Source organism: Nocardia aurantiaca (assembly GCF_009708175.1).
GTDB classification, from domain to species: Bacteria; Actinomycetota; Actinomycetes; order Mycobacteriales; family Mycobacteriaceae; genus Nocardia; species Nocardia aurantiaca.
The window spans coordinates 343,878-361,027 of record NZ_WMBB01000010.1 but is presented as its reverse complement, the minus strand read 5'-3'; the positions used below and the strand labels follow the sequence as shown (position 1 = coordinate 361,027).

Here is a 17,150-nt window from a genome sequence, read left to right as displayed (position 1 = left end):
CCACCCCACCAAGACCCCAGCCAAACCCCACGGGTCAACCACCATCATCAGGCCCCTGAGCAGATGGCCAGAAACCTGGCTCGATCGCGGGACGAGCGGCGAGCATGGCTGTCGAGCGAGCGCACCGGCGATCCTGCCTGAGACGGGGCCACCCCGGTTGCCCGCCGCCCGGATGCTCGAGCCGCCATCTCGCGGGCCTGATCATGCCGGGGCAAGCAATCTGCCTTGAGGTCTCCGTCCGCGTATTTCGAGGCCGGCTTCCCGGGAAGAGGTTGCGGTGGGGTGCCGGTCGGGCGATATGTCCAGCAGTGGAGCGCCACGCTTATCGTGAAAGGGCGTGTGCGGGGGGCTTCGAGGAGGGCATATGACTGTCGACGGACGACCGGCGCTGGACCTGGATGGGCTCTACAAGAAGTTCGGTGGGCCCTGGGTGGTCGAGGGGGTGAATCTCTCGGTGCCGCCCGGGTCGTTCTTCGGGCTGGTCGGTCCGAATGGGGCGGGAAAGACGACGACGTTGTCGATGGCCGTGGGGTTGTTGCGGCCGGACCACGGGGCGGCGCGGATCTTCGGGCACGAGGTGTGGGCGGATCCGGTCCAGGCGAAGACCGTGGTGGGGGTGCTGCCCGACGGTCTGGCCCTGCCGGAGCGACTCACCGGGCGAGAATTGTTGAACTTCACCGGATTGCTGCGCGGGATGGACAAGGCCACCGTGGTCGCGCGGGCAGACGAGCTGCTGCACGTGCTGGAGCTGGACGGCGCGGAAAACACTGTGGTGGTCGACTATTCGGCGGGCATGCGGAAGAAGATCGGGTTGGCGACCGCCCTGCTGCATGCGCCGAAACTGCTGGTGTTGGACGAGCCTTTCGAGGCGGTGGATCCCGTCTCGGCGGGCACCATACGGACGATCTTGCAGCGGTTCGTGGCCGCCGGTGGATCGGTGGTGTTGTCGAGTCATGTGATGGCCCTGGTGGAGTCGATCTGTGACCGGGTGGCCGTGATCGACCGGGGCCGGGTGGTGGCGAGCGGAACGCTCGCGGAGGTGCGGGGGGACGCGACGCTGGAGGAGGCGTTCGTGCGGTTGGTGGGCGGGCGCGTGGGCGGGGAGGAGGGGTTGTCGTGGTTGGCGTCCTGATCCGGATGCGGCTGCGGCTCACCGCGCGGAACATGCGGGAAGGGCGTGCGGCGCTGAACTTCTGGCTCGGCAGCACCTTCGGGCTGATCGCGGGTGCGGCGACCGCGCTGATCATCGCCACGGCCCACGAGACCGTGCACGGGGGCGTGACGGTCGCGGCGGCGCTGTTCGCGGCCTGGACCCTCGGATGGATCTGCGGTCCGGTGATCACCGGCAGCAGTGACGAGACTCTGCAACCCGAGCAATTCCGCCTGCTGCCGTTGACTACCCGGCAACTCGCGTACGGACTCGGGGCGGCCGCCTTCGTCGGTCCCGCACCCATCGTCAACCTGATCGCATTCGGCGGCCTGGTCCTGCTGGCCGCGCCAATCGGCTTGGGAGCCATGGCGATAGCCGCTCTCGGCGCCGTGTTCCACCTGGTGTTCGTGGTCCTGCTGTCACGGGTCGTGGTCGCCTGGCTGGGCGCGGCCATGCGCTCACGGCGCGGCAAGGACCTCGGCGTGCTCTTCGCCGCCCTCATCGGCCTGTCGTATTACCCCCTGAACCTGCTGATTTCGGCGGTCGGCCCCAAACTGGAGGGCGACCACAGCGCCCTGTCGGTGACCCTGCGCGCGGTCCCGTCCGGCTGGGCCCCGTACGCCGTCGAGGCCGCCGACCGCGGCGACTACCCGCTCGCCCTGCTGCCGCTCGCGGGCTTGGCCCTGCTCGCGGTGCTCCTGTGGCAAGTCTGGGCGGTCCTGCTGCAGCGCCGCCTCACCACCCCGGCCGCGCCGACCGGCCAGGTGGTCGACACCGGCGGCAGCCTGCTGGAGCGCTTCATTCCCGCCACCCCGGTGGGCGCCATGGTCACCAAGGAACTGCGCACCTGGTGGCGGGACGGCCGCCGCCGCGCGGCTCTGCTCCCGCTGCTACTGATCGGCTTCGTGCTGCCGATCTTCCTGTCGATCCGCACCGGCGGTAGCGGAACCGTCACGTTCTCAGGCGCTTTCGTGGTGTGGCTGGCCACCATGTCCAGCACCAACCTGTACGGATTCGACGGCACCGCGGTCTGGCAAACGCTGGTGACACCGGGCGCGCCCCGTGCGGATGTGCGCGGCCGCGCCTACGCCTGGCTGCTCCTGGTCGCCCCCGTGTCCGTGCTCGCCTCCCTCATCCCGCCCGGCGCGCTCGGCCGGGCGACGTTGTATCCCTGGGCCCTCTCGACGCTTCCGGTGCTGCTCGGCGTGGGGATGGGGGCCGTGGTGTTCCTGTCCACGCACGCTGCCTTCGCCCTCGCGCCGCAGCGCGGCAACCCCTTCGCGGGCTCGGGCAACCCCGGCTGCGCGAAGCTTCTCATGCAACTCGCGGTGGGCCTGGCGCAGTTGCTGGCGGCGGCTCCGGTCCTGGTGATACTGGGAATCGGTGCGGGCCTGCGCAATTCGCTGGTGCAGTGGGCGGCACTGCCGATCGGACTGCTGCTCGGCGGGTTCGCCGCCGCACTCGGAATCCGCCGGGCGACCACCCGGTTGGAGGTCCGTGGCCCCGAACTCCTGGCGGAGGTGAAGCCGCGCTGAGCTGTGATTGCGTTCCGCCCGAGCGTCATTAGGCACTCCGGCGCTCAGTGAAACGCCCGCGGCAGCACGGTGAGATCCACCGTCTCCGCCATGGCCCGCGCGCCGTCGTCATTGAGATGCATACCGTCGCCGCTGTCGAATTCGGGCCGGATGAAGTCCGGATCCGCCGAATTCTCCACCGCCGCGGCCACATCGAAGACGGCGTCGAATACCTCGGTGGTGCGCAGCCACGCGTTCACCGCGTTTCGTACCGGAATGCCCTCGGCCACAGCCAGACCCGGATAGATGGCCCCGCCGAAGGGGCCGATGGTGTTGGCGTAGATGGGCAGTCCCGCCGCGTGGGCCTGCTCGGCCAGCGCGGTGAATCCGGTGATGAGCGCCTCGGCGGTGGCGGTACCGGCCAGGACCAGGTCATTGATGCCGAAGTTGGCCCACACGGCCGCGGCCCCGGGCACCGAGGGTACGTCCCGCGCGAACCGGGCCAGGCCGTGCTCGCCGATCTCATCGGTGAGCAGGCGGTTGCCGCTGATGCCCTGGTTGACGGCCCACCCGGTGGCCAGCCGCGCGTTCAGCACATCCACCGACCGCCGGTTCGCGCCGTGGGTGGAGCCGACGCCTTCGAACCACGAGTCGCCGAAGGCCACCAGCACCGGAATGTCGGAGTCGACAGCGACGTCGACTCCGGTGAGGAAGAACCGCGCCGCGGTCTCCTCGGCATCGGACAAAACGGCGTCACCCGTTCGATCGCCGGTGGTGATCCAGCTGGTGTCCACCGGGAACTGCGCGAACGCGGGCAGTGCCGGCTCCGGCAGATACACGCTCAGCGCCAGTTCGGTGCCCGCCTCGACGGCCAGCTCGACCGGATCGCTGGCGATATCGGCCCCGGCCGGAATCCGCAGGGATGCGGACCCCGCGAACCGCACCTCGATATCGCTCTCCGGCACGATCTCGCCGCCCGCCTTGCGCACAGCGATGCGCGCCGCGCCGATCACCAGCTCGTCGGTGCCGTACCGGTTGGTCAGCCGTACCCGCAGCCGCGACCCGCCGCCGGCCACCCGCACCACCTGCCGGACCGTCTCGCCCGCGAAGGCGCGCGGCTCGGCCAGTTTGATCTCCTCGGCCGGATTCACCAGCGGCGCACGGAATCCCGCCACCCAGCGCTCGCTCGTCATCGGAACCTCCATTTAGTTGCAGTGCGGAATATTGTGTCAGCAACAAGATATCGAAAATGTTCCGCGTGTCAACTATCCGCACTGAAAACGTCTGGTTTAGGCTGGTCACCGTGGATCCCAAGCATCTCTTCGACGACCCCCGCCTGACCGCGGTCGGCCTGCTCTACGAGGCTCATGACGGGCTCATCGCCCGGCTCGAGGAGACCTGGAAGAGCAATGGACTCTCCGGTCTCGACCTGAATGCCCTGATGCGACTGAGCCGTTCACCCGGTCGCAAACTGCGCATGACGGATCTGGCCACCCAGACCAGCCTGTCCACCAGCGGCGTCACCCGTCTGGTGGATCGCCTCGAGCGCAATGGCTTCGTGCGCCGCGAGGCTGATCCGGGCGACCGTCGCAGCTCCTACGCCGTGCTCACGGCGGCCGGCGCCGCCCGTGTCGCACGCGTGCTGCCCGCCTATCTGGAGGGTGTGGACCGCTGGTTCACCAGCCTGCTCAGCCGCGAGCAGCTCGACGAGCTCACCGCCGGCCTGCGGATCATCCGCGATGCCACCAACCCCGACGCGACCCACGTCTCGGAATGAGCGACGCCGGGCACGCAGCCGAATCCGCCCGTCATCCGTCGCCCGCGTGGTCGGGGCGAACTGTCCGGGCCGCGTGGCGGAAATCGAGGCCATCGCCGCCGTTCCGGCCGTTGGGCCGGTAGTTTTCGTGACGCAGGGTGTCTTTCCGAGTGGGTAGGAAGTGGGAATGGGTATGACGACCGAACGTGCGCTGGTCATCGGCGGCGGTGGGGTGGCCGGAATCTCCTGGGCGACAGGCATCATCGCCGGGTTGGCGGATGCGGGCGTGGACGTGACCGGAGCGGATCTGCTGCTCGGCACCTCCGCCGGGGCCAATGTGGCGGCCCAGGTGGGCAGCGGGTTGGAACTCGCGGAACTGGTTCGGCGGCAGGTGGACCCGACCGTACAGAGCCGCGAGATCGTGCCCTCGATGGAGAAGTTCGCCGGGCTGTGGGAGACGCTGGCGGCCATCATCGAGGAGCTGCGCGCGGATTCGGTCGAGCGGCGGCGGCGCATCGGCGCGCTCGCGCTGACGACGGAGTCGGTCCCGGAGCCGGAGCGGCGGGCCGTCATCGAGACCCGGCTGCCCGTGCACGAGTGGTCCGACCGGGATGTTCGGATCACGGCGGTGAACGCCGAGACGGGCGAATTGCGGGTCTTCGACAAGGATTCCGGTGTCGGACTGGTCGACGCGGTGACCGCCAGCTCCGCGGTGCCCATGGTGTGGCCCTGCGCCACGATCGACGGGGCGCGCTATACCGACGGCGGCGTGCGGACCTCGGTGAACGCCGATCTCGCCACCGGCTACGCCCGCGTGCTGGTGATCGCGCCCATGCCGGACGAGGAGCTCGAGGGCCAGGTGGCGGGCCTGGTCGCGGCCGGGGCCCGGGTCGAGGTGATCGCCCCCGACGAGGCAACCACGGCCGCCTTCGGCCTCAACCCGCTCGACACCGCCACCCGTGTTCCCGCACTGGAAGCCGGTCACGCTCAGGGCAAGGCCGAGGCGGACCGGGTCGCCGCGCTCTGGCGGAATTGACAGCCCCTAGCCGACGGCCCCGGCCGCCAGCGCCGCGCGCCAGCCGCCGTATTCGCTGATGTCCTTGGCGGATTCGGCGGCCGCGCCGGTGCAGCCGAAACCGGTGTGCCAGGCGCCGTCGGCGAGTTCGACCGCACCGAGCTGCATGGGCGCGGGCAGGCCGGCCAGGAAGCGGCCCAGGGCGGCGGGGGAGAGCAGCCAGCGTTCGCCGGACACCGCGACGCCGGATTCCATTGCGGGGACCCGCGTTACGGCCGGTTTGGGCGGGACCGTGTCCAGCGCGGCGAGCCGGTAGTGCGGAGCGGTCTCGACCGGACCGCACCAGCGGGCGCCGAGATCGGTCAGCTGGTGTTCGAGGGGCTGGCCGCGCAGGTGCGCGCCGAAGACCACCAGATCGTGCGCTGCCGCGACGGTCGTCGGCCAGCTGGGTTCCGCGAGATCGAGCGCAGTGCCGGTGATCCGGGCGGCGATATCGAGCGCGACCGCGTCCTCGAAGGCCCGGGCCAGCACTGTCACCCCGAAGTGCGGCTCATTCGTGGGGACCGCCACCGCGCACAGGTCGAAGAGGTTGCAGAAGTTCGTGTAGGTGCCGAGCCGGGAATTGACGGCAATGGGGTCCGCGGCGACCTCGGCAATGGTCGGATGGATCGGCACCGTCGGCGTCAGCAGAACGTCCACGCCGACCAGGCTCGCCATGGCGGTGGCGCGCAAGCGGTCCAGTGCGGCCAGGTCGGTGACCAGCCGGTGGGCGGGAAGGTCGCGCGCGCCGCGGATGATGGAACCGACTGTGGGATCGATTGATTCGGGATGCGCGTCGACGAATCCGCCCACCGCCGCATAGCGCTCGGCGACCAGTGCGCCGTCGTACAGGAGCTTGGCGGCGGCCAGGAAAGGAGTCGAGTCGACTTCCACAATGGTCGCGCCCAGATCCCGCAATGAGGCGACGGTGCGCTCGAAAGCTGTGCGCCACAGCGGATCCAGATCAGGCAGCGCTGCGAACACCGCCACCACCGGCTTGGGCGGCGCGGCCAGCCGGACATCACCGGGCCACGCGCGGCCAGGCGCACCTGCCGCCATGACGCCCATGGCCCGGTTGGCCAGATTGAGCTCGGCGGCGAAGATCGTCACACAATCGTAGGAGCGGCAGGCCGGTACGACGCCCTCGGTGGAAATCACGCCGATCGTGGGCTTGATGCCGACCAAGCCGTGCAAGGCCGCCGGAACGCGTCCGGATCCGGCGGTATCGGTGCCGATCGCGATGTCCGCCGCACCGCTCGCCACCGCCGCGGCCGAGCCGGAACTCGAACCACCGCAGACGTATCCGGGACGGAGCGCGTTCTCGACGATCCCATAGGGCGAGCGGGTGCCGACCAGACCGGTGGCGAACTGATCGAGATTGGTCTTGCCGACCACCACCGCCCCGGCCGCGCGCAGGGCGGCGACCGCGGGCGCGTCCTGGTCCGGTGTATAGGCGAAGTCCGGACAGGCCGCGGTGGTGGGCAATCCGGCGACATCCACATTGTCCTTGACGGCCAGCCGCGATCCCGCCAAAGCGCCGGTGGCGGCGGCTGTTTCGGCGTCCACCTCGGCGTCGGGGCGACGGTGGATCCACACGGTCATACTCGAACTCCTCGATCGGAAGGGGATAAGGCGCGGCTCAGGGTGTTTCGGCGAGCTCGCCCGCCTCGCGCCAGGAATCGCGTTCGGCGGCGAAGGCATCGGCCTGGCGAGCCCGGAAATCGGCGATCGACGCGGCGTTGTCGGCCAGGAACTTCCGGTAGTCGACGAGGCGGAACTCGCCGTCCTCGGCCAAAAGCCGTCCGCGGCCCGCGGCGGTGTCGGCGCGCAGGTCGAGCAGTTCGTCGGCGCTCACCGGATACCAGCTGATGCGGTCGAAATACCGCAGCAGCCAAGGGTCTTCGCCGATGCCGCTGGAGTGGTGGTTCCACACCTGGGTGGTGCGGCCGACGAACTGGTAGCCGCCCGGCCCCTCCATGCCGTAGACGCACAGGTACGCTCCGCCGATGCCGACCGCGTTCTCCGGCGTCCAGGTGCGAGCCGGGTTGTACTTGGTGGTGACGAGCCGGTGCCGCGGATCGGTCGGGGTGGCGACGGGCGCGCCCAGGTAGACGTCACCGAGGCCGAGGACCAGATATTCGGCGGCGAAGACGGTATCGAAAACCTCGTCCACGGAGCCCAATCCGTTCATCCGGCGAATGAACTCGATATTCCACGGGCACCACGGGGCATCCGCCCGGACGCCGTGCATATAGCGGATGATGGCCTCGCGAGTGGACGGATCGTCCCAGGACAGCGGCAGCCGCACAATCCGGCTCGGGACCACCAGCTCGTCGGCGGGCGGCAGTTCGGCCTCCACCTCCGCCAGCAGGCCGAGCAGCGTGCGGGTGGGCAAGCGGTCGGGATCATTGCGGATCTGGAGCGATCGCACGCCCGGCGTCAGCTCGGTGATGCCCGGCTCGGCACGCTCCAGCAGCGACCGGTGCAGTGCGTGCGCGCGGGCGCGCAGCTCCAGATCCAATGTCATATCGCCGTATTCGACGAGCAGCCCGTCATCGCCCGCGCGCCGGTAGGTGACCGTGGTGTCCGCGCCGTCGCGGCGGGCCAGCACCCCGTCGTCGCCGTCGCCGCCGGTGGACAGCACCACCGGCCAGGAGGCCCGGCGCTCGGTCCCGAGCTCCCGCAGCGAGGCCGCGTGATCGGCACGCACGGGGACGAAGCGCACGCTGTCGCCCGGCGTGAGCTGGCCCAGCTTCCAGCGATCGGCCGCGACCACGGTGACCGGGCAGACGAAGCCGCCCAGGCTGGGACCGTCCGGACCGAGCAGAATCGGGGTATCACCCGTGAAGTCCAGTGCGCCGATGGAATACGCGGTGTCATGAATGTTCGACGGATGCAGGCCCGCCTCACCGCCGTCGGGGCGGGCCCACCGCGGTTTCGGGCCGACGAGCCGCACGCCGGTCCGATCGGAGTTGAAGTGCACCTCGTAATCGGTGCCGATGATGGTGTCGAAGTCGGCGCGGGTGAAGAACTCCGGTGCGCCGTGTGGTCCCTCGGTGACCGCCAGCTCCCAGCGCCGGGTGAGCACGGGCTGGTCCTCGCCGGTCACCCCGGCCATTACCCGACCGGGCTCGCCGAGCGCGAACTCGTCGCCGATCGCCAGCGCCCGGCCGTTGCCGCCGCCGAACTTGCCCAGCGTGAAAGTCGAACGGCTGCCGAGATATTCGGGCACCTCGATGCCGCCCGCGACCAGGAGGTAGCACCGCATCCCCGGCCCGCGCACCATGCCGACATCCAGCACGCCGCCAGCGGGTACCAGCACACTGCGCCACTGCCGTACCGCGCGGCCGTTCACGGTGACCGGCGCCGGCGCGCCCGTCACGCACACCCAGGTGGCGGTGCCGAAGCGCAGCGCGGGTCCGCCGAGGGTGCATTCCAGCCCGGCCGCGCCCTCCGGATTCCCCAGCGCCCGATTGCCCAGCCGGAACGACAGGTCGTCCATCGGGCCGGACGGGGGTACCCCCACATGCCAGTAGCCGACCCGGCCGGGCCAGTCCTGCACGGTCGTCCGCATCCCCGGCCGCAGCACCTCGAAAGTCGCCGCGGGGCAGGGCTGCTCGATCCCGGCGATTTCCGGAAGGACAGCCGTCACCGGGTCACCACCATGCGTACCGGCGTGGGTTCGAACCCGTTGCAGGGATTGTTGATCTGCGGGCAGTTCGAGACCAGCACCAGTGTGTCGATCTCGGCGCGCAGCGTGATCGTCTTGCCGGGCGCGGACAGCCCGTCCACGATGCCCAGGGTCCCGTCCGCCTCGACGGGAACGTTCATGAACCAGTTGATATTCGAGACCAGATCACGCTTGCCCAGCCCCCACTTGCGCCCCTCGGCCAGGAAGTTCTCCACACAGGCGTGCTGGTGGCGAGTGTGATGGCCGTAGCGCAGGGTATTGGACTCCTGCGAGCACGCGCCCGCTACGGTGTCGTGATTGCCGACCTCGTCGGCCACCACCGTCATGAGCGGGGTGCCGGTTTCGGTCAGCAGGACGCTGCCGGTGGTGAGGAAGATATTGCGCTGGGCGGTGATGGTGGCCTGCGCGCTGTAGCGGTCGGTGTGGTCGGCCGCGTGGTAGAGCAGGCAGTCCACGGCCTGATTGCCGTGCAGATCGATGATCTCCAGCTGCTCCCCGGCGCGCACGACGGCCGACCAGGGGGCGCGGGCGGGGACGGTCTCGTCGAGGACGACGGTGCGGGCGGTGGTGATCATGCGCGGACCTCCGGAGTGCGTGCGTGCCAGTCCTGTTCGGTGTTCTCCACCGCTCGCAGGTATTCGGGATCGGTGTTGTGGGGGAGCGTCAGTTGCTCGGGGGCGGACCAGGCCACGACGTCGAGCGCGGCCGGGGGAGCGGGGTCCAGCGGGTGCTCGGCATTGGCGAGCAGCAGCGTCACCGGCAGGTGTATGAGCAGGTCCACCGCCGCGCCGGCCCCAGCTGCCCCGGTGGGGGTCAGCGCGCCATCCGACTCCACGCGCACGCCCCGGAAGAACGACACCGTCGGCCCGATGTCGCGCGGCCGCAGCCCCTGCTTCGCCGCGGCCAGCCGCAGCCGATCCCGCGCCACTGGCGAAGGGCCGCACAGCGTGTCGTGATGGCCGGAGGAATCCGCGATCACCGTGGCCAGCACCCTGCCCTGATCGGACAGCAGCGGATGCCCGACGCCCAGGTACGCCTGCCATGGCACCTTCACCGTATCCGCGACATTCAGCCGCTCCCAGGGCGATTCGGCCCGCAGCAGCAGCATGTGCGCACAGGCCGCGCCCGCCGGATCCGACAGCCGCACCCGGGTACCGCGGGCCAGCACGACATTCGCGTAACCGCCCGCCGGAATCCGGTGGGCGAAGGTGATTCTCGCGCTGTCGACGCCGATTGGCAGATCGGGTTCACTCAGCGTGGAGACCGCCGCCTGCGAGCGCGCGTGCGCCCGGGCGCCGGTGGTGTCCGCTGTGGTCATGGCAACTCCGTTCCTTGGGATCCGCCGAGGCTGCGGCGGGGTGGGACGGCCGGACCGGTGCGAGCCCGGCCGTCGGAATCTCCTGGGGTTCACGCGATCTGGGGCACATGCTCCGCCACGGGGAAAACCCGCGCCGGCGTCGCGACCCGGTGCACCACCACGCCGACCGCCACGGTGAGCAGCACGAACAGCGGTGCGGCCCACAGCATCCACCAGCCGCCGCCGTTCGGGGTGTAGACCTCGCCGCGCGGCCAGGCCAGGTTCACCGCCATGGCGATGCCCCAGACCACGGCCAGCGCGTTGATCGCAATGCCGTAGCGGCCCAGCGCGAACAACTCGGCGCCCGCCCCGTCTCCCGCGACATCGGCGGGCCAGCCCTTGATCCGGCGCACCAGCAACGGCACCGTCACCAGCAGATACGCGAGGTAGAGCATGACGATGCAGACGCTGGCCAATGTCGCGAAAATGGCGGCGTTGCCGAGGTTCACCAGTAGCAGGCCGATCCCCAGCGCACCGATCACCACCGCGGGCCAGACCGGCGTGCCGAAGCGCGGGTGCACCGTGGACAGCGGCTCGGCGAACGGCAGTCGCCCGTCGCGGGCCATGGAGAACAGCAGCCGCGAGCCCGCCGTCTGAATCGCCAAGGTGCACACCGTGATCGCGCACGCCACGCAGGTCAGCACCACCTTGCCGGGCACGGTGGTCAATTTGGCCTCGATCACGTAGGCCAGCCCGCCGCCGGCCAACGAGCCGTCGGTCAGGCTCGGCGCGGCCATGAGCGCGCCCAGCAGGATCAGCCCGCCGCCCAGCGCCGAGACGGCCAGCGCCGAGAGGATGGTGCGCGGCGCGACGTGGCGCGGATTCTTGGTCTCCTCGGAAAGCTCACCGGCGGAATCGAATCCGACCATGACATAGGCCGCCATCAACCCGGAGGCCAGGAAGGCGGCCCAGTACGGCCCGGCCGCGGCCTGATCGGTGTGCGTGACCACGCCGGGCCCGCGATCGGTGTGGGTGAAGAACACCGCGATCACCGCGCACACCCCGATGATCTCGATGGTCACCCCGAGCGAGTTGATGCGCGCCATCCAGTCGATGCCCACCACGTTGATGACGGTCGTGATCGCCAGCAAGACGCTGCCCAGCAGCACCGCGTTCGCGGCCCCGTCGCGCGAGGTGAGATCGCTGTCGGCGCCGATGATCTGGAAGCCGGACCAGATGGTCGGCAGTACCACCTGCAGTGCGATGGCCGCCGCGGCGGCGGTGACGATCTGGGCGATGATCATCATCCAGCCGGCGAACCAGCCCACCACCTCCCCGGCCAGTCGGCGCGACCACTGGTAGATACAGCCCGAGATCGGGTAGCGGGCAGCCAGTTCCGCGAAGTTCAGCGCCACCAGGAACTGGCCCGCGAACACGAGGGGCCAGGTCCAGAAGAAGGCCGCGCCACCGAAGGAGTAGCCGAAGCCGAAGAACTGGAAGATCGTGGTCAGGATGGAGACGAAGGAGAATCCGGCCGCGAAGGAGGCATAGCGACCGAGCTTGCGATGCAGCACCGGCTGATAGCCGAAGCGCGCCAGATCGGCGCTGTCGGCGCTGTAATCGGTGGGGCTCGGCGGGTGGTCGGGGACTATGGCGTCGGCGGAGGCAACCATTGGCGTGAGTCTTTCGCGAGGCGAATATCTATCGCTTGAAAGTTTTCCGGCCGCGATCGCGGCTGCGGTGACGCCGTTGTATCGGTCAGATGGCCCGCGGTAACTTCTGCGTTGCCGGTATTTCTATCGAATGACAGGAATCTCACGGGGCAGGTCACGGTGCAGGGAAGCGGGTCGGGCCCACACGTAGGACAGAATGAAGCGGTGACCCAACTCGGACCCGGCCGTCCCCGCCTCGAACCACGCCGCCGCGCAGGCCAGACGCCGCGCGCCGAAATCCTCGATGCGGCCGCCGAGTTGTTCACCAATCACGGCTACGGCAATACCTCCACCCGCGCGGTCGCCGACGCCGTCGGCATCCGGCAGGCCTCGCTCTACCACCACTTCGCCGCCAAGGACGACATCCTCGACGCCCTCCTCGCCGAAACCGTCACACCACCACTGGAATTGGCGCGCACGCTGGCCGATCGACCCGAGCCCGCCGCCGTGCGGCTGTACGCGCTGGCCTGGTTCGACGTCAGCCAGCTCTGCTCCGGCCGCTGGAACCTGGGCGCGCTGTATCTGCTGCCCGAACTGCGCAGCGAACGCTTCGCCCGCTTCCGCGAGCGACGCGACGAACTACGCGGCCACTACGAAACCCTGGCCGCCGCGGTGCTCGCCGAGGCCGGGGCGGGCGCGGTGGCGGGCGCCGAACTGCTGCCGTTCCGGCTGGTGGAGTCGATCATCAATATGCGCTCCGACGAGGGCGCGGCGCCCGAATACGCCGGACGGCTCATCCCCGATGCCATTCTGCGGCTGCTCTGCTGGTCCGGTTCACTGGCCGAAACCCGCGTCGCCGCACTCGAATTGGCGCGGCGATTCGCTCCCGAGTGAACCGCGTCAGGACTTGCCCTTCGAGGTGCCCCACTTGAGTCCCCATCCGTACGCCTGATCCACCGCCAGCTTGCCCCAGAACCGGCGGCCCTCCGGCGGGCGCACGAACCGGCCCTCGCGACGTACCACCAGCTCGCCATTGATGTTCTCGATCAGCGCCAGCACCATCTCGCGCGAATCATCGTGGCAGCCACCGACTTCCATCTCGATCGGCGGCGAATTTCGAGGGAACAGGGTCGCGGTGGCGTGCACGCCGCGGAAGTCCCGCGCGCCCTCGTAGAGCGAGGCGAACACCAGGATGCGGCGGAAGGCCGCGGTGTGGTCGAGATTGATGGACAGGTTCTCGCCCGCCGCGCTGCCGCCGGTCCGGTCATCGCGATCCAGCGCGATGAACGGCGGCTTGTCGAGATCGCCGAACGTGTCCAGCGCGCTGACGCAGCCCTTGGATCCGTCGGTCAGTTCCCAGAACGCGCACAGATCCAGGTCCAGGCCGCCGTTGGACCGCTTGCGCCCGAACAGGCCACCTGAATTCGGGACCGACCAGTTCAGGTTCACCCGCATGATGCCGCCGGTCGCGCCCTGCTTGGTCAGCGAGACCGCGGGCGCCTCCTTGGTCAGCGAGATCTTGCCCGGATTCACCCGGGGCGCGGGCATCGGCTGCGGGGGATCGGCGGGCGGCGGCGCGATGGGCTGGTGGAACCCCGCGGTCGGTGGCGGTGGCGCGACGGGTTGCTGGAATCCGGCGGGCGGCGGTGGCGCGACCGGCTGCGGTGGCGTGATCGGATGTGCCGGTGCGACCGGCTGGGGCGTATTCGGCTGCGGTGCAGGGGATTCGTCGACAGAGATGCCGAAATCGGTTGCCAGCCCGGCCAATCCGGAGTCGTAGCCCTGGCCGACCGCGCGGAACTTCCAGCCTCCGTCGCGGCGGTACAGCTCGCCGAGTACGAACGCGGTCTCCGAGCCGGCGTCGGTGCTCTCGAACCGAGCCAGCTCCGTGCCGCCCATATCCACCAAACGCACGTGCAGTCCCTGGAATTGGGCGAAGGTGCCACCGTCGGCGGAGGCGGCCAGCACGATGCTGTCGATCTGCGGCTCCACCTGGCCCAGGTGCACCGACAGGGCGTCCACGACCACCGGGCCCGCCTGCTTGCCGTGGTGGCGTACCGCGCCGGAGGCGTGCAGCGGCTGGTTGTAGAAGACGAAATCGGCGTCCGAACGCACCTTGCCGCTCGACAGCAGCAGCGCGGAGGCGTCGGCGTCGGGAACCCCGGGGCCCGACTGCCACCCCAGCTCGATCCGAACCTCGGAAGCCGTTACCGGAACGTTGGAACCCTTCACCATCGACACACGATCCAACGTATCCGATTCGGACATCCGCCGTTCCGGGGTACGCGGTCTGCAAATGTGCGGCTGTCCCAGTCGGCACGGCATAGACTGGTCAACGGTCAATTGGCGCATAGGTGGCTAACGGAACATCGGAGTCTTCGGACAGCTGTTCAGCGGCGGGAGCGACAGATGACGGAAACGCAGCTCGACCTGGGGCGCAGGAAATGGGTCACCCTCGCGGTACTGGCGCTCGGATTGTCCATGGTGGTCCTGGACGGCACCATCGTCGCGGTCTCACTGCCCGTCCTCATCGACCAGCTGCAGCTGAATATCACTCAGGCGCAATGGATCAACAGCATCTACGCGGTCGTGCTGGCCGCGCTGCTGATCACCAGCGGCCGCCTCGGCGACCGGCTCGGGCGGCGCGCCATGTTCGCCGTCGGCGTGGTCGTCTTCCTGCTCGGCAGCGTGCTCGCCGCGCGGGCGCACAGCGCCTGGCCGCTCATCATCGGACGCATCGTGCAGGGCATCGGCGCGGCCGGTGTCATGCCCGGCACGCTGGCCACCATGAACGCCCTCTTCCGCGGCCGCGACCGGGCCATCGCCTTCGCGGTCTGGGGCTCGGTCATGGCCGGCGTCGCCGCCATCGGCCCGCTGCTGGGCGGCTGGCTCACCACCTACTTCACCTGGCCGTGGATCTTCCTGGTCAACCTGCCGCTGGGCGCGGTGGTGCTGATCGGACTGGTGCTGTTCGTGCCCGAGACCCGCATGGGCAAGGCCGCACCGGGCCTGGACGTGGACGGATTCCTGCTCAGCGCAGCCGGTTTCGCCCTGCTGGTGTTCGGGCTCATCGAGGGCCAGACCTACGGCTGGTGGAAGCCGCGACGGGAGTTCCCGCTCGCGGGCTGGAACTGGCCGGCCACCGCGCCGATATCGGTGATCCCGATCCTGCTGGCGCTCGGGGTGGTGGCGCTGATCCTGTTCGTGCGCTGGGAGCGCCACCGCAAGCTGATCGGGCGCTCGGCGCTGGTGGATCCCGCGCTGTTCCGGATTCCCAGCTTCCGGTGGGGCAATATCACCGCCTTCGTGGTGGCGCTGGGCGAATTCGGGCTGCTGTTCGTGCTGCCGCTGTTCATGGTGAACGTGCTCGGGCTGTCCACCCTGGGCGCGGGATATGTGCTGGCCGCCATGGCCGCCGGCGCCTTCCTGGCGGCGGGCCTCGCCGAGGGCGCGGTGCGCAGGTACGGGCCGGTGCGGGTGGTGCAGCTGGGCCTCGGCATCGAAACCGCCGCCGTGGCCCTGACCGCGCTGTTCGTCACCCCGCACATTTCCGGCTGGTGGCTGGCGGTGCTGCTGATGGGCTACGGCGTCGGGCTCGGCATGGCGTCGGCGCAGCTGACCGGGACCGTGCTCGCCGATGTGCCGACGGATAATTCGGGCCAGGGCTCGGCCACCCAATCCACCGTGCGGCAGGTGGGGTCGGCCTTCGGTACCGCGGTCATCGGTGCGCTGCTGTCGGCGGCGCTGGCCCACGATCTGCCCAAGCGGCTCTCACGCGTGCCCGATCTGCCGAAGCCGGCCGCCGACACCCTGGCCACCGCGACCCGAGAATCGGCGGGTGGGGCCATCTCCGGGGTGCGTGACCGCCACGGCGCCGCTGCCATCCTGGACGCGCTGAGCCGGGCGTTCACCGACTCCACCCGCACCACACTGCTGGCCGCCGCGCTGTTCCTGCTCATCGGCCTGGCCTCGGCCACCCGCATTCCCAACCGGCCCTACACGGGGGTCGCCGAGGCGGACGAGGACGCGCAGAGCAGCTGACCGTCGAGGCCCACGCCGCACGAGCGGGTGGACGTCACAGCCGCAAGCGTCAGTCGATCAGGCCCAAGGCGTGCAGACGCCGGAAGACCAGCAAGGAGCCGGGGGCCACCTCGTCCATGGCGGCGTATTCGTCGAGGGTGAACCAGCGCAGTTCGGCGATCTCGCCGGAGGGGCTCGGCTCCTCGGTGAGCTCGCCCAGGAAGCAGGTCATGTGCAAACGCGTGCCCGGAGCGTGGCCGTAGGCCTCCGCCTCGAACACCCCCAATTCGCTGACCTCGAGGGCGCCCACCCCGAGTTCCTCGCGAATCTCCCTGTGCAAGGCCATCTCCGGCGTCTCACCCGGATCGATCTTGCCGCCCGCCATGTAGAAGACATCCTTGCCGGTGGACCGGGTCTGCAGCATTCGACGATCCCGGATATGAGCCAGCGCCGCGGTGCGAATCACCCGTCCCACCCTAGCCAGCCGCGGTAGCGCGGGATTCGCGAGCGTCAGCAGGCCACGGTCCGCAGGTGCGAGCGGTTGCGCGCGCCGACGGCACGGACGGCGGCTGCGATGGCCACCAGGGGAGGTACCCAGCGCGCCTCGTGCGGCCAGATGTTCCACGCGATCCCGCGGCTCTCATGCGGGAGCGGGACCCGGGCGCCGTCTGTGTACACGATCGCGCCGGCGGCGCGCAGCCTCTCGACGGCCTGCACGGCCTTGGCGGCGCCGACGACCAGATGGATCTCGCGCCGCTGCGGGCCCCGGACCTCGAGGACCGGGCCGGAGAGATTGTTGGCACGCAGGTAGCGACGCACTCCGGCGGCGACCGCGCCGGTGAGCTCGACGGCCGCGATCTGTTCGCCGGTGATGAGGTCGACGCCGTCGCCCGTCGCCTCGACCGACCATCCATACCGGCGGTAATCCTCCGCCGCAACGCTCAACGCCACGATCATCACCCTCACACCTGCGGCTGTGCATCCGATCCGTCGTGGCTGTGAGGTTCCGTAGAGAA

The 17,150-nt window shown here is 69.8% G+C and carries 15 protein-coding genes; 6 read left to right on the top strand and 9 right to left on the bottom strand.

From position 1 onward, the window contains the following. Positions 1-364: 364 nt before the first annotated feature. Both GLP40_RS22910 and GLP40_RS22905 read left to right on the top strand, forming a co-directional pair. Positions 365-1,132 (top strand): ABC transporter ATP-binding protein, encoded by a 768-nt coding sequence (locus GLP40_RS22910; RefSeq protein WP_154790013.1) that lies wholly within the window; start codon positions 365-367, stop codon positions 1,130-1,132. After that, positions 1,117-2,685: a hypothetical protein gene (locus GLP40_RS22905; protein WP_154790012.1), complete on the top strand. Its 1,569-nt coding sequence runs from the start codon at positions 1,117-1,119 to the stop codon at positions 2,683-2,685. Before GLP40_RS22910 ends, GLP40_RS22905 begins: the two co-directional genes overlap by 16 nt. Positions 2,686-2,729: 44 nt before the next feature. Here the strand turns inward: GLP40_RS22905 and GLP40_RS22900 are convergent, their stop codons facing one another. Next, positions 2,730-3,857, bottom strand: a complete 1,128-nt coding sequence (locus GLP40_RS22900) for a GDSL-type esterase/lipase family protein (protein WP_196054750.1) — start codon at positions 3,855-3,857, stop codon at positions 2,730-2,732. A gap of 110 nt (positions 3,858-3,967) precedes the next feature. On the opposite strand from GLP40_RS22900, the gene GLP40_RS22895 reads away from it, so the two are divergent. Further along, positions 3,968-4,441 carry a MarR family winged helix-turn-helix transcriptional regulator gene (locus GLP40_RS22895; RefSeq protein ID WP_328290536.1) on the top strand — a complete coding sequence of 158 codons (474 nt, stop codon included), beginning with the start codon at positions 3,968-3,970 and terminating at the stop codon, positions 4,439-4,441. A 172-nt stretch (positions 4,442-4,613) separates the two neighbouring features. Beyond that, positions 4,614-5,456, top strand: coding sequence for a patatin-like phospholipase family protein (locus GLP40_RS22890; RefSeq protein ID WP_154790009.1), 843 nt, complete (start codon positions 4,614-4,616; stop codon positions 5,454-5,456). Between the two features lie 6 nt (positions 5,457-5,462). Here GLP40_RS22890 and atzF read toward each other — a convergent pair whose 3' ends face one another. From atzF to GLP40_RS22865, 5 genes are all read right to left on the bottom strand, one after another. Continuing rightward, a complete protein-coding gene (gene atzF, locus GLP40_RS22885; RefSeq protein WP_154790008.1) occupies positions 5,463-7,076 on the bottom strand; it encodes an allophanate hydrolase in 1,614 nt (537 codons plus the stop codon). Between the two features lie 37 nt (positions 7,077-7,113). Continuing rightward, entirely contained in the window at positions 7,114-9,048 is a 1,935-nt protein-coding gene (locus tag GLP40_RS22880; protein WP_230329845.1) for a 5-oxoprolinase/urea amidolyase family protein, read from the bottom strand. Positions 9,049-9,122: 74 nt separating this feature from the next. Next, positions 9,123-9,740: an urea amidolyase associated protein UAAP2 gene (locus GLP40_RS22875; RefSeq protein ID WP_154790006.1), complete on the bottom strand. Its 618-nt coding sequence runs from the start codon at positions 9,738-9,740 to the stop codon at positions 9,123-9,125. Then, positions 9,737-10,483: a DUF1989 domain-containing protein gene (locus GLP40_RS22870; RefSeq protein ID WP_154790005.1), complete on the bottom strand. Its 747-nt coding sequence runs from the start codon at positions 10,481-10,483 to the stop codon at positions 9,737-9,739. Before GLP40_RS22870 ends, GLP40_RS22875 begins: the two co-directional genes overlap by 4 nt. Positions 10,484-10,572: 89 nt before the next feature. Continuing rightward, entirely contained in the window at positions 10,573-12,135 is a 1,563-nt protein-coding gene (locus GLP40_RS22865; protein WP_154790004.1) for an amino acid permease, read from the bottom strand. Between the two features lie 204 nt (positions 12,136-12,339). Between GLP40_RS22865 and GLP40_RS22860 the strand changes: the two genes are divergently transcribed. Beyond that, positions 12,340-13,008: a TetR/AcrR family transcriptional regulator gene (locus GLP40_RS22860; RefSeq protein ID WP_328290535.1), complete on the top strand. Its 669-nt coding sequence runs from the start codon at positions 12,340-12,342 to the stop codon at positions 13,006-13,008. A gap of 6 nt (positions 13,009-13,014) precedes the next feature. On the opposite strand, the gene GLP40_RS34550 is transcribed toward GLP40_RS22860, so the two are convergent. Then, entirely contained in the window at positions 13,015-14,349 is a 1,335-nt protein-coding gene (locus GLP40_RS34550) for a TerD family protein (protein WP_154790002.1), read from the bottom strand. A 174-nt stretch (positions 14,350-14,523) separates the two neighbouring features. Here GLP40_RS34550 and GLP40_RS22850 point away from each other — a divergent pair, with 174 nt between their 5' ends. Next, on the top strand, positions 14,524-16,155 hold the full coding sequence (locus GLP40_RS22850) for an MFS transporter (RefSeq protein WP_154790001.1): 1,632 nt from the start codon (positions 14,524-14,526) through the stop codon (positions 16,153-16,155). Positions 16,156-16,204: 49 nt separating this feature from the next. Here the strand turns inward: GLP40_RS22850 and GLP40_RS22845 are convergent, their stop codons facing one another. Continuing rightward, positions 16,205-16,600, bottom strand: a complete 396-nt coding sequence (locus GLP40_RS22845) for an NUDIX hydrolase (protein WP_407671648.1) — start codon at positions 16,598-16,600, stop codon at positions 16,205-16,207. 44 nt (positions 16,601-16,644) lie between these two features. Then, on the bottom strand, positions 16,645-17,091 hold the full coding sequence (locus GLP40_RS22840) for a hypothetical protein (protein ID WP_154790000.1): 447 nt from the start codon (positions 17,089-17,091) through the stop codon (positions 16,645-16,647). Positions 17,092-17,150 lie beyond the last annotated feature (59 nt).

Excerpts from the sequence above, each read along its gene's own strand:
- GLP40_RS22910 (WP_154790013.1), top strand. The coding sequence starts at position 365 with ATGACTGTCGACGGACGACCGGCGCTGGACCTGGATGGGCTCTACAAG.
- GLP40_RS22900 (WP_196054750.1), bottom strand. The coding sequence starts at position 3,857 with ATGACGAGCGAGCGCTGGGTGGCGGGATTCCGTGCGCCGCTGGTGAAT.
- GLP40_RS22890 (WP_154790009.1), top strand. The coding sequence starts at position 4,614 with ATGACGACCGAACGTGCGCTGGTCATCGGCGGCGGTGGGGTGGCCGGA.
- atzF (WP_154790008.1), bottom strand. The coding sequence starts at position 7,076 with ATGACCGTGTGGATCCACCGTCGCCCCGACGCCGAGGTGGACGCCGAA.
- GLP40_RS22880 (WP_230329845.1), bottom strand. The coding sequence starts at position 9,048 with ATGCGGACGACCGTGCAGGACTGGCCCGGCCGGGTCGGCTACTGGCAT.
- GLP40_RS22875 (WP_154790006.1), bottom strand. The coding sequence starts at position 9,740 with ATGATCACCACCGCCCGCACCGTCGTCCTCGACGAGACCGTCCCCGCC.
- GLP40_RS22870 (WP_154790005.1), bottom strand. The coding sequence starts at position 10,483 with ATGACCACAGCGGACACCACCGGCGCCCGGGCGCACGCGCGCTCGCAG.
- GLP40_RS22865 (WP_154790004.1), bottom strand. The coding sequence starts at position 12,135 with ATGGTTGCCTCCGCCGACGCCATAGTCCCCGACCACCCGCCGAGCCCC.
- GLP40_RS34550 (WP_154790002.1), bottom strand. The coding sequence starts at position 14,349 with ATGGTGAAGGGTTCCAACGTTCCGGTAACGGCTTCCGAGGTTCGGATC.
- GLP40_RS22850 (WP_154790001.1), top strand. The coding sequence starts at position 14,524 with ATGACGGAAACGCAGCTCGACCTGGGGCGCAGGAAATGGGTCACCCTC.
- GLP40_RS22840 (WP_154790000.1), bottom strand. The coding sequence starts at position 17,091 with ATGATCGTGGCGTTGAGCGTTGCGGCGGAGGATTACCGCCGGTATGGA.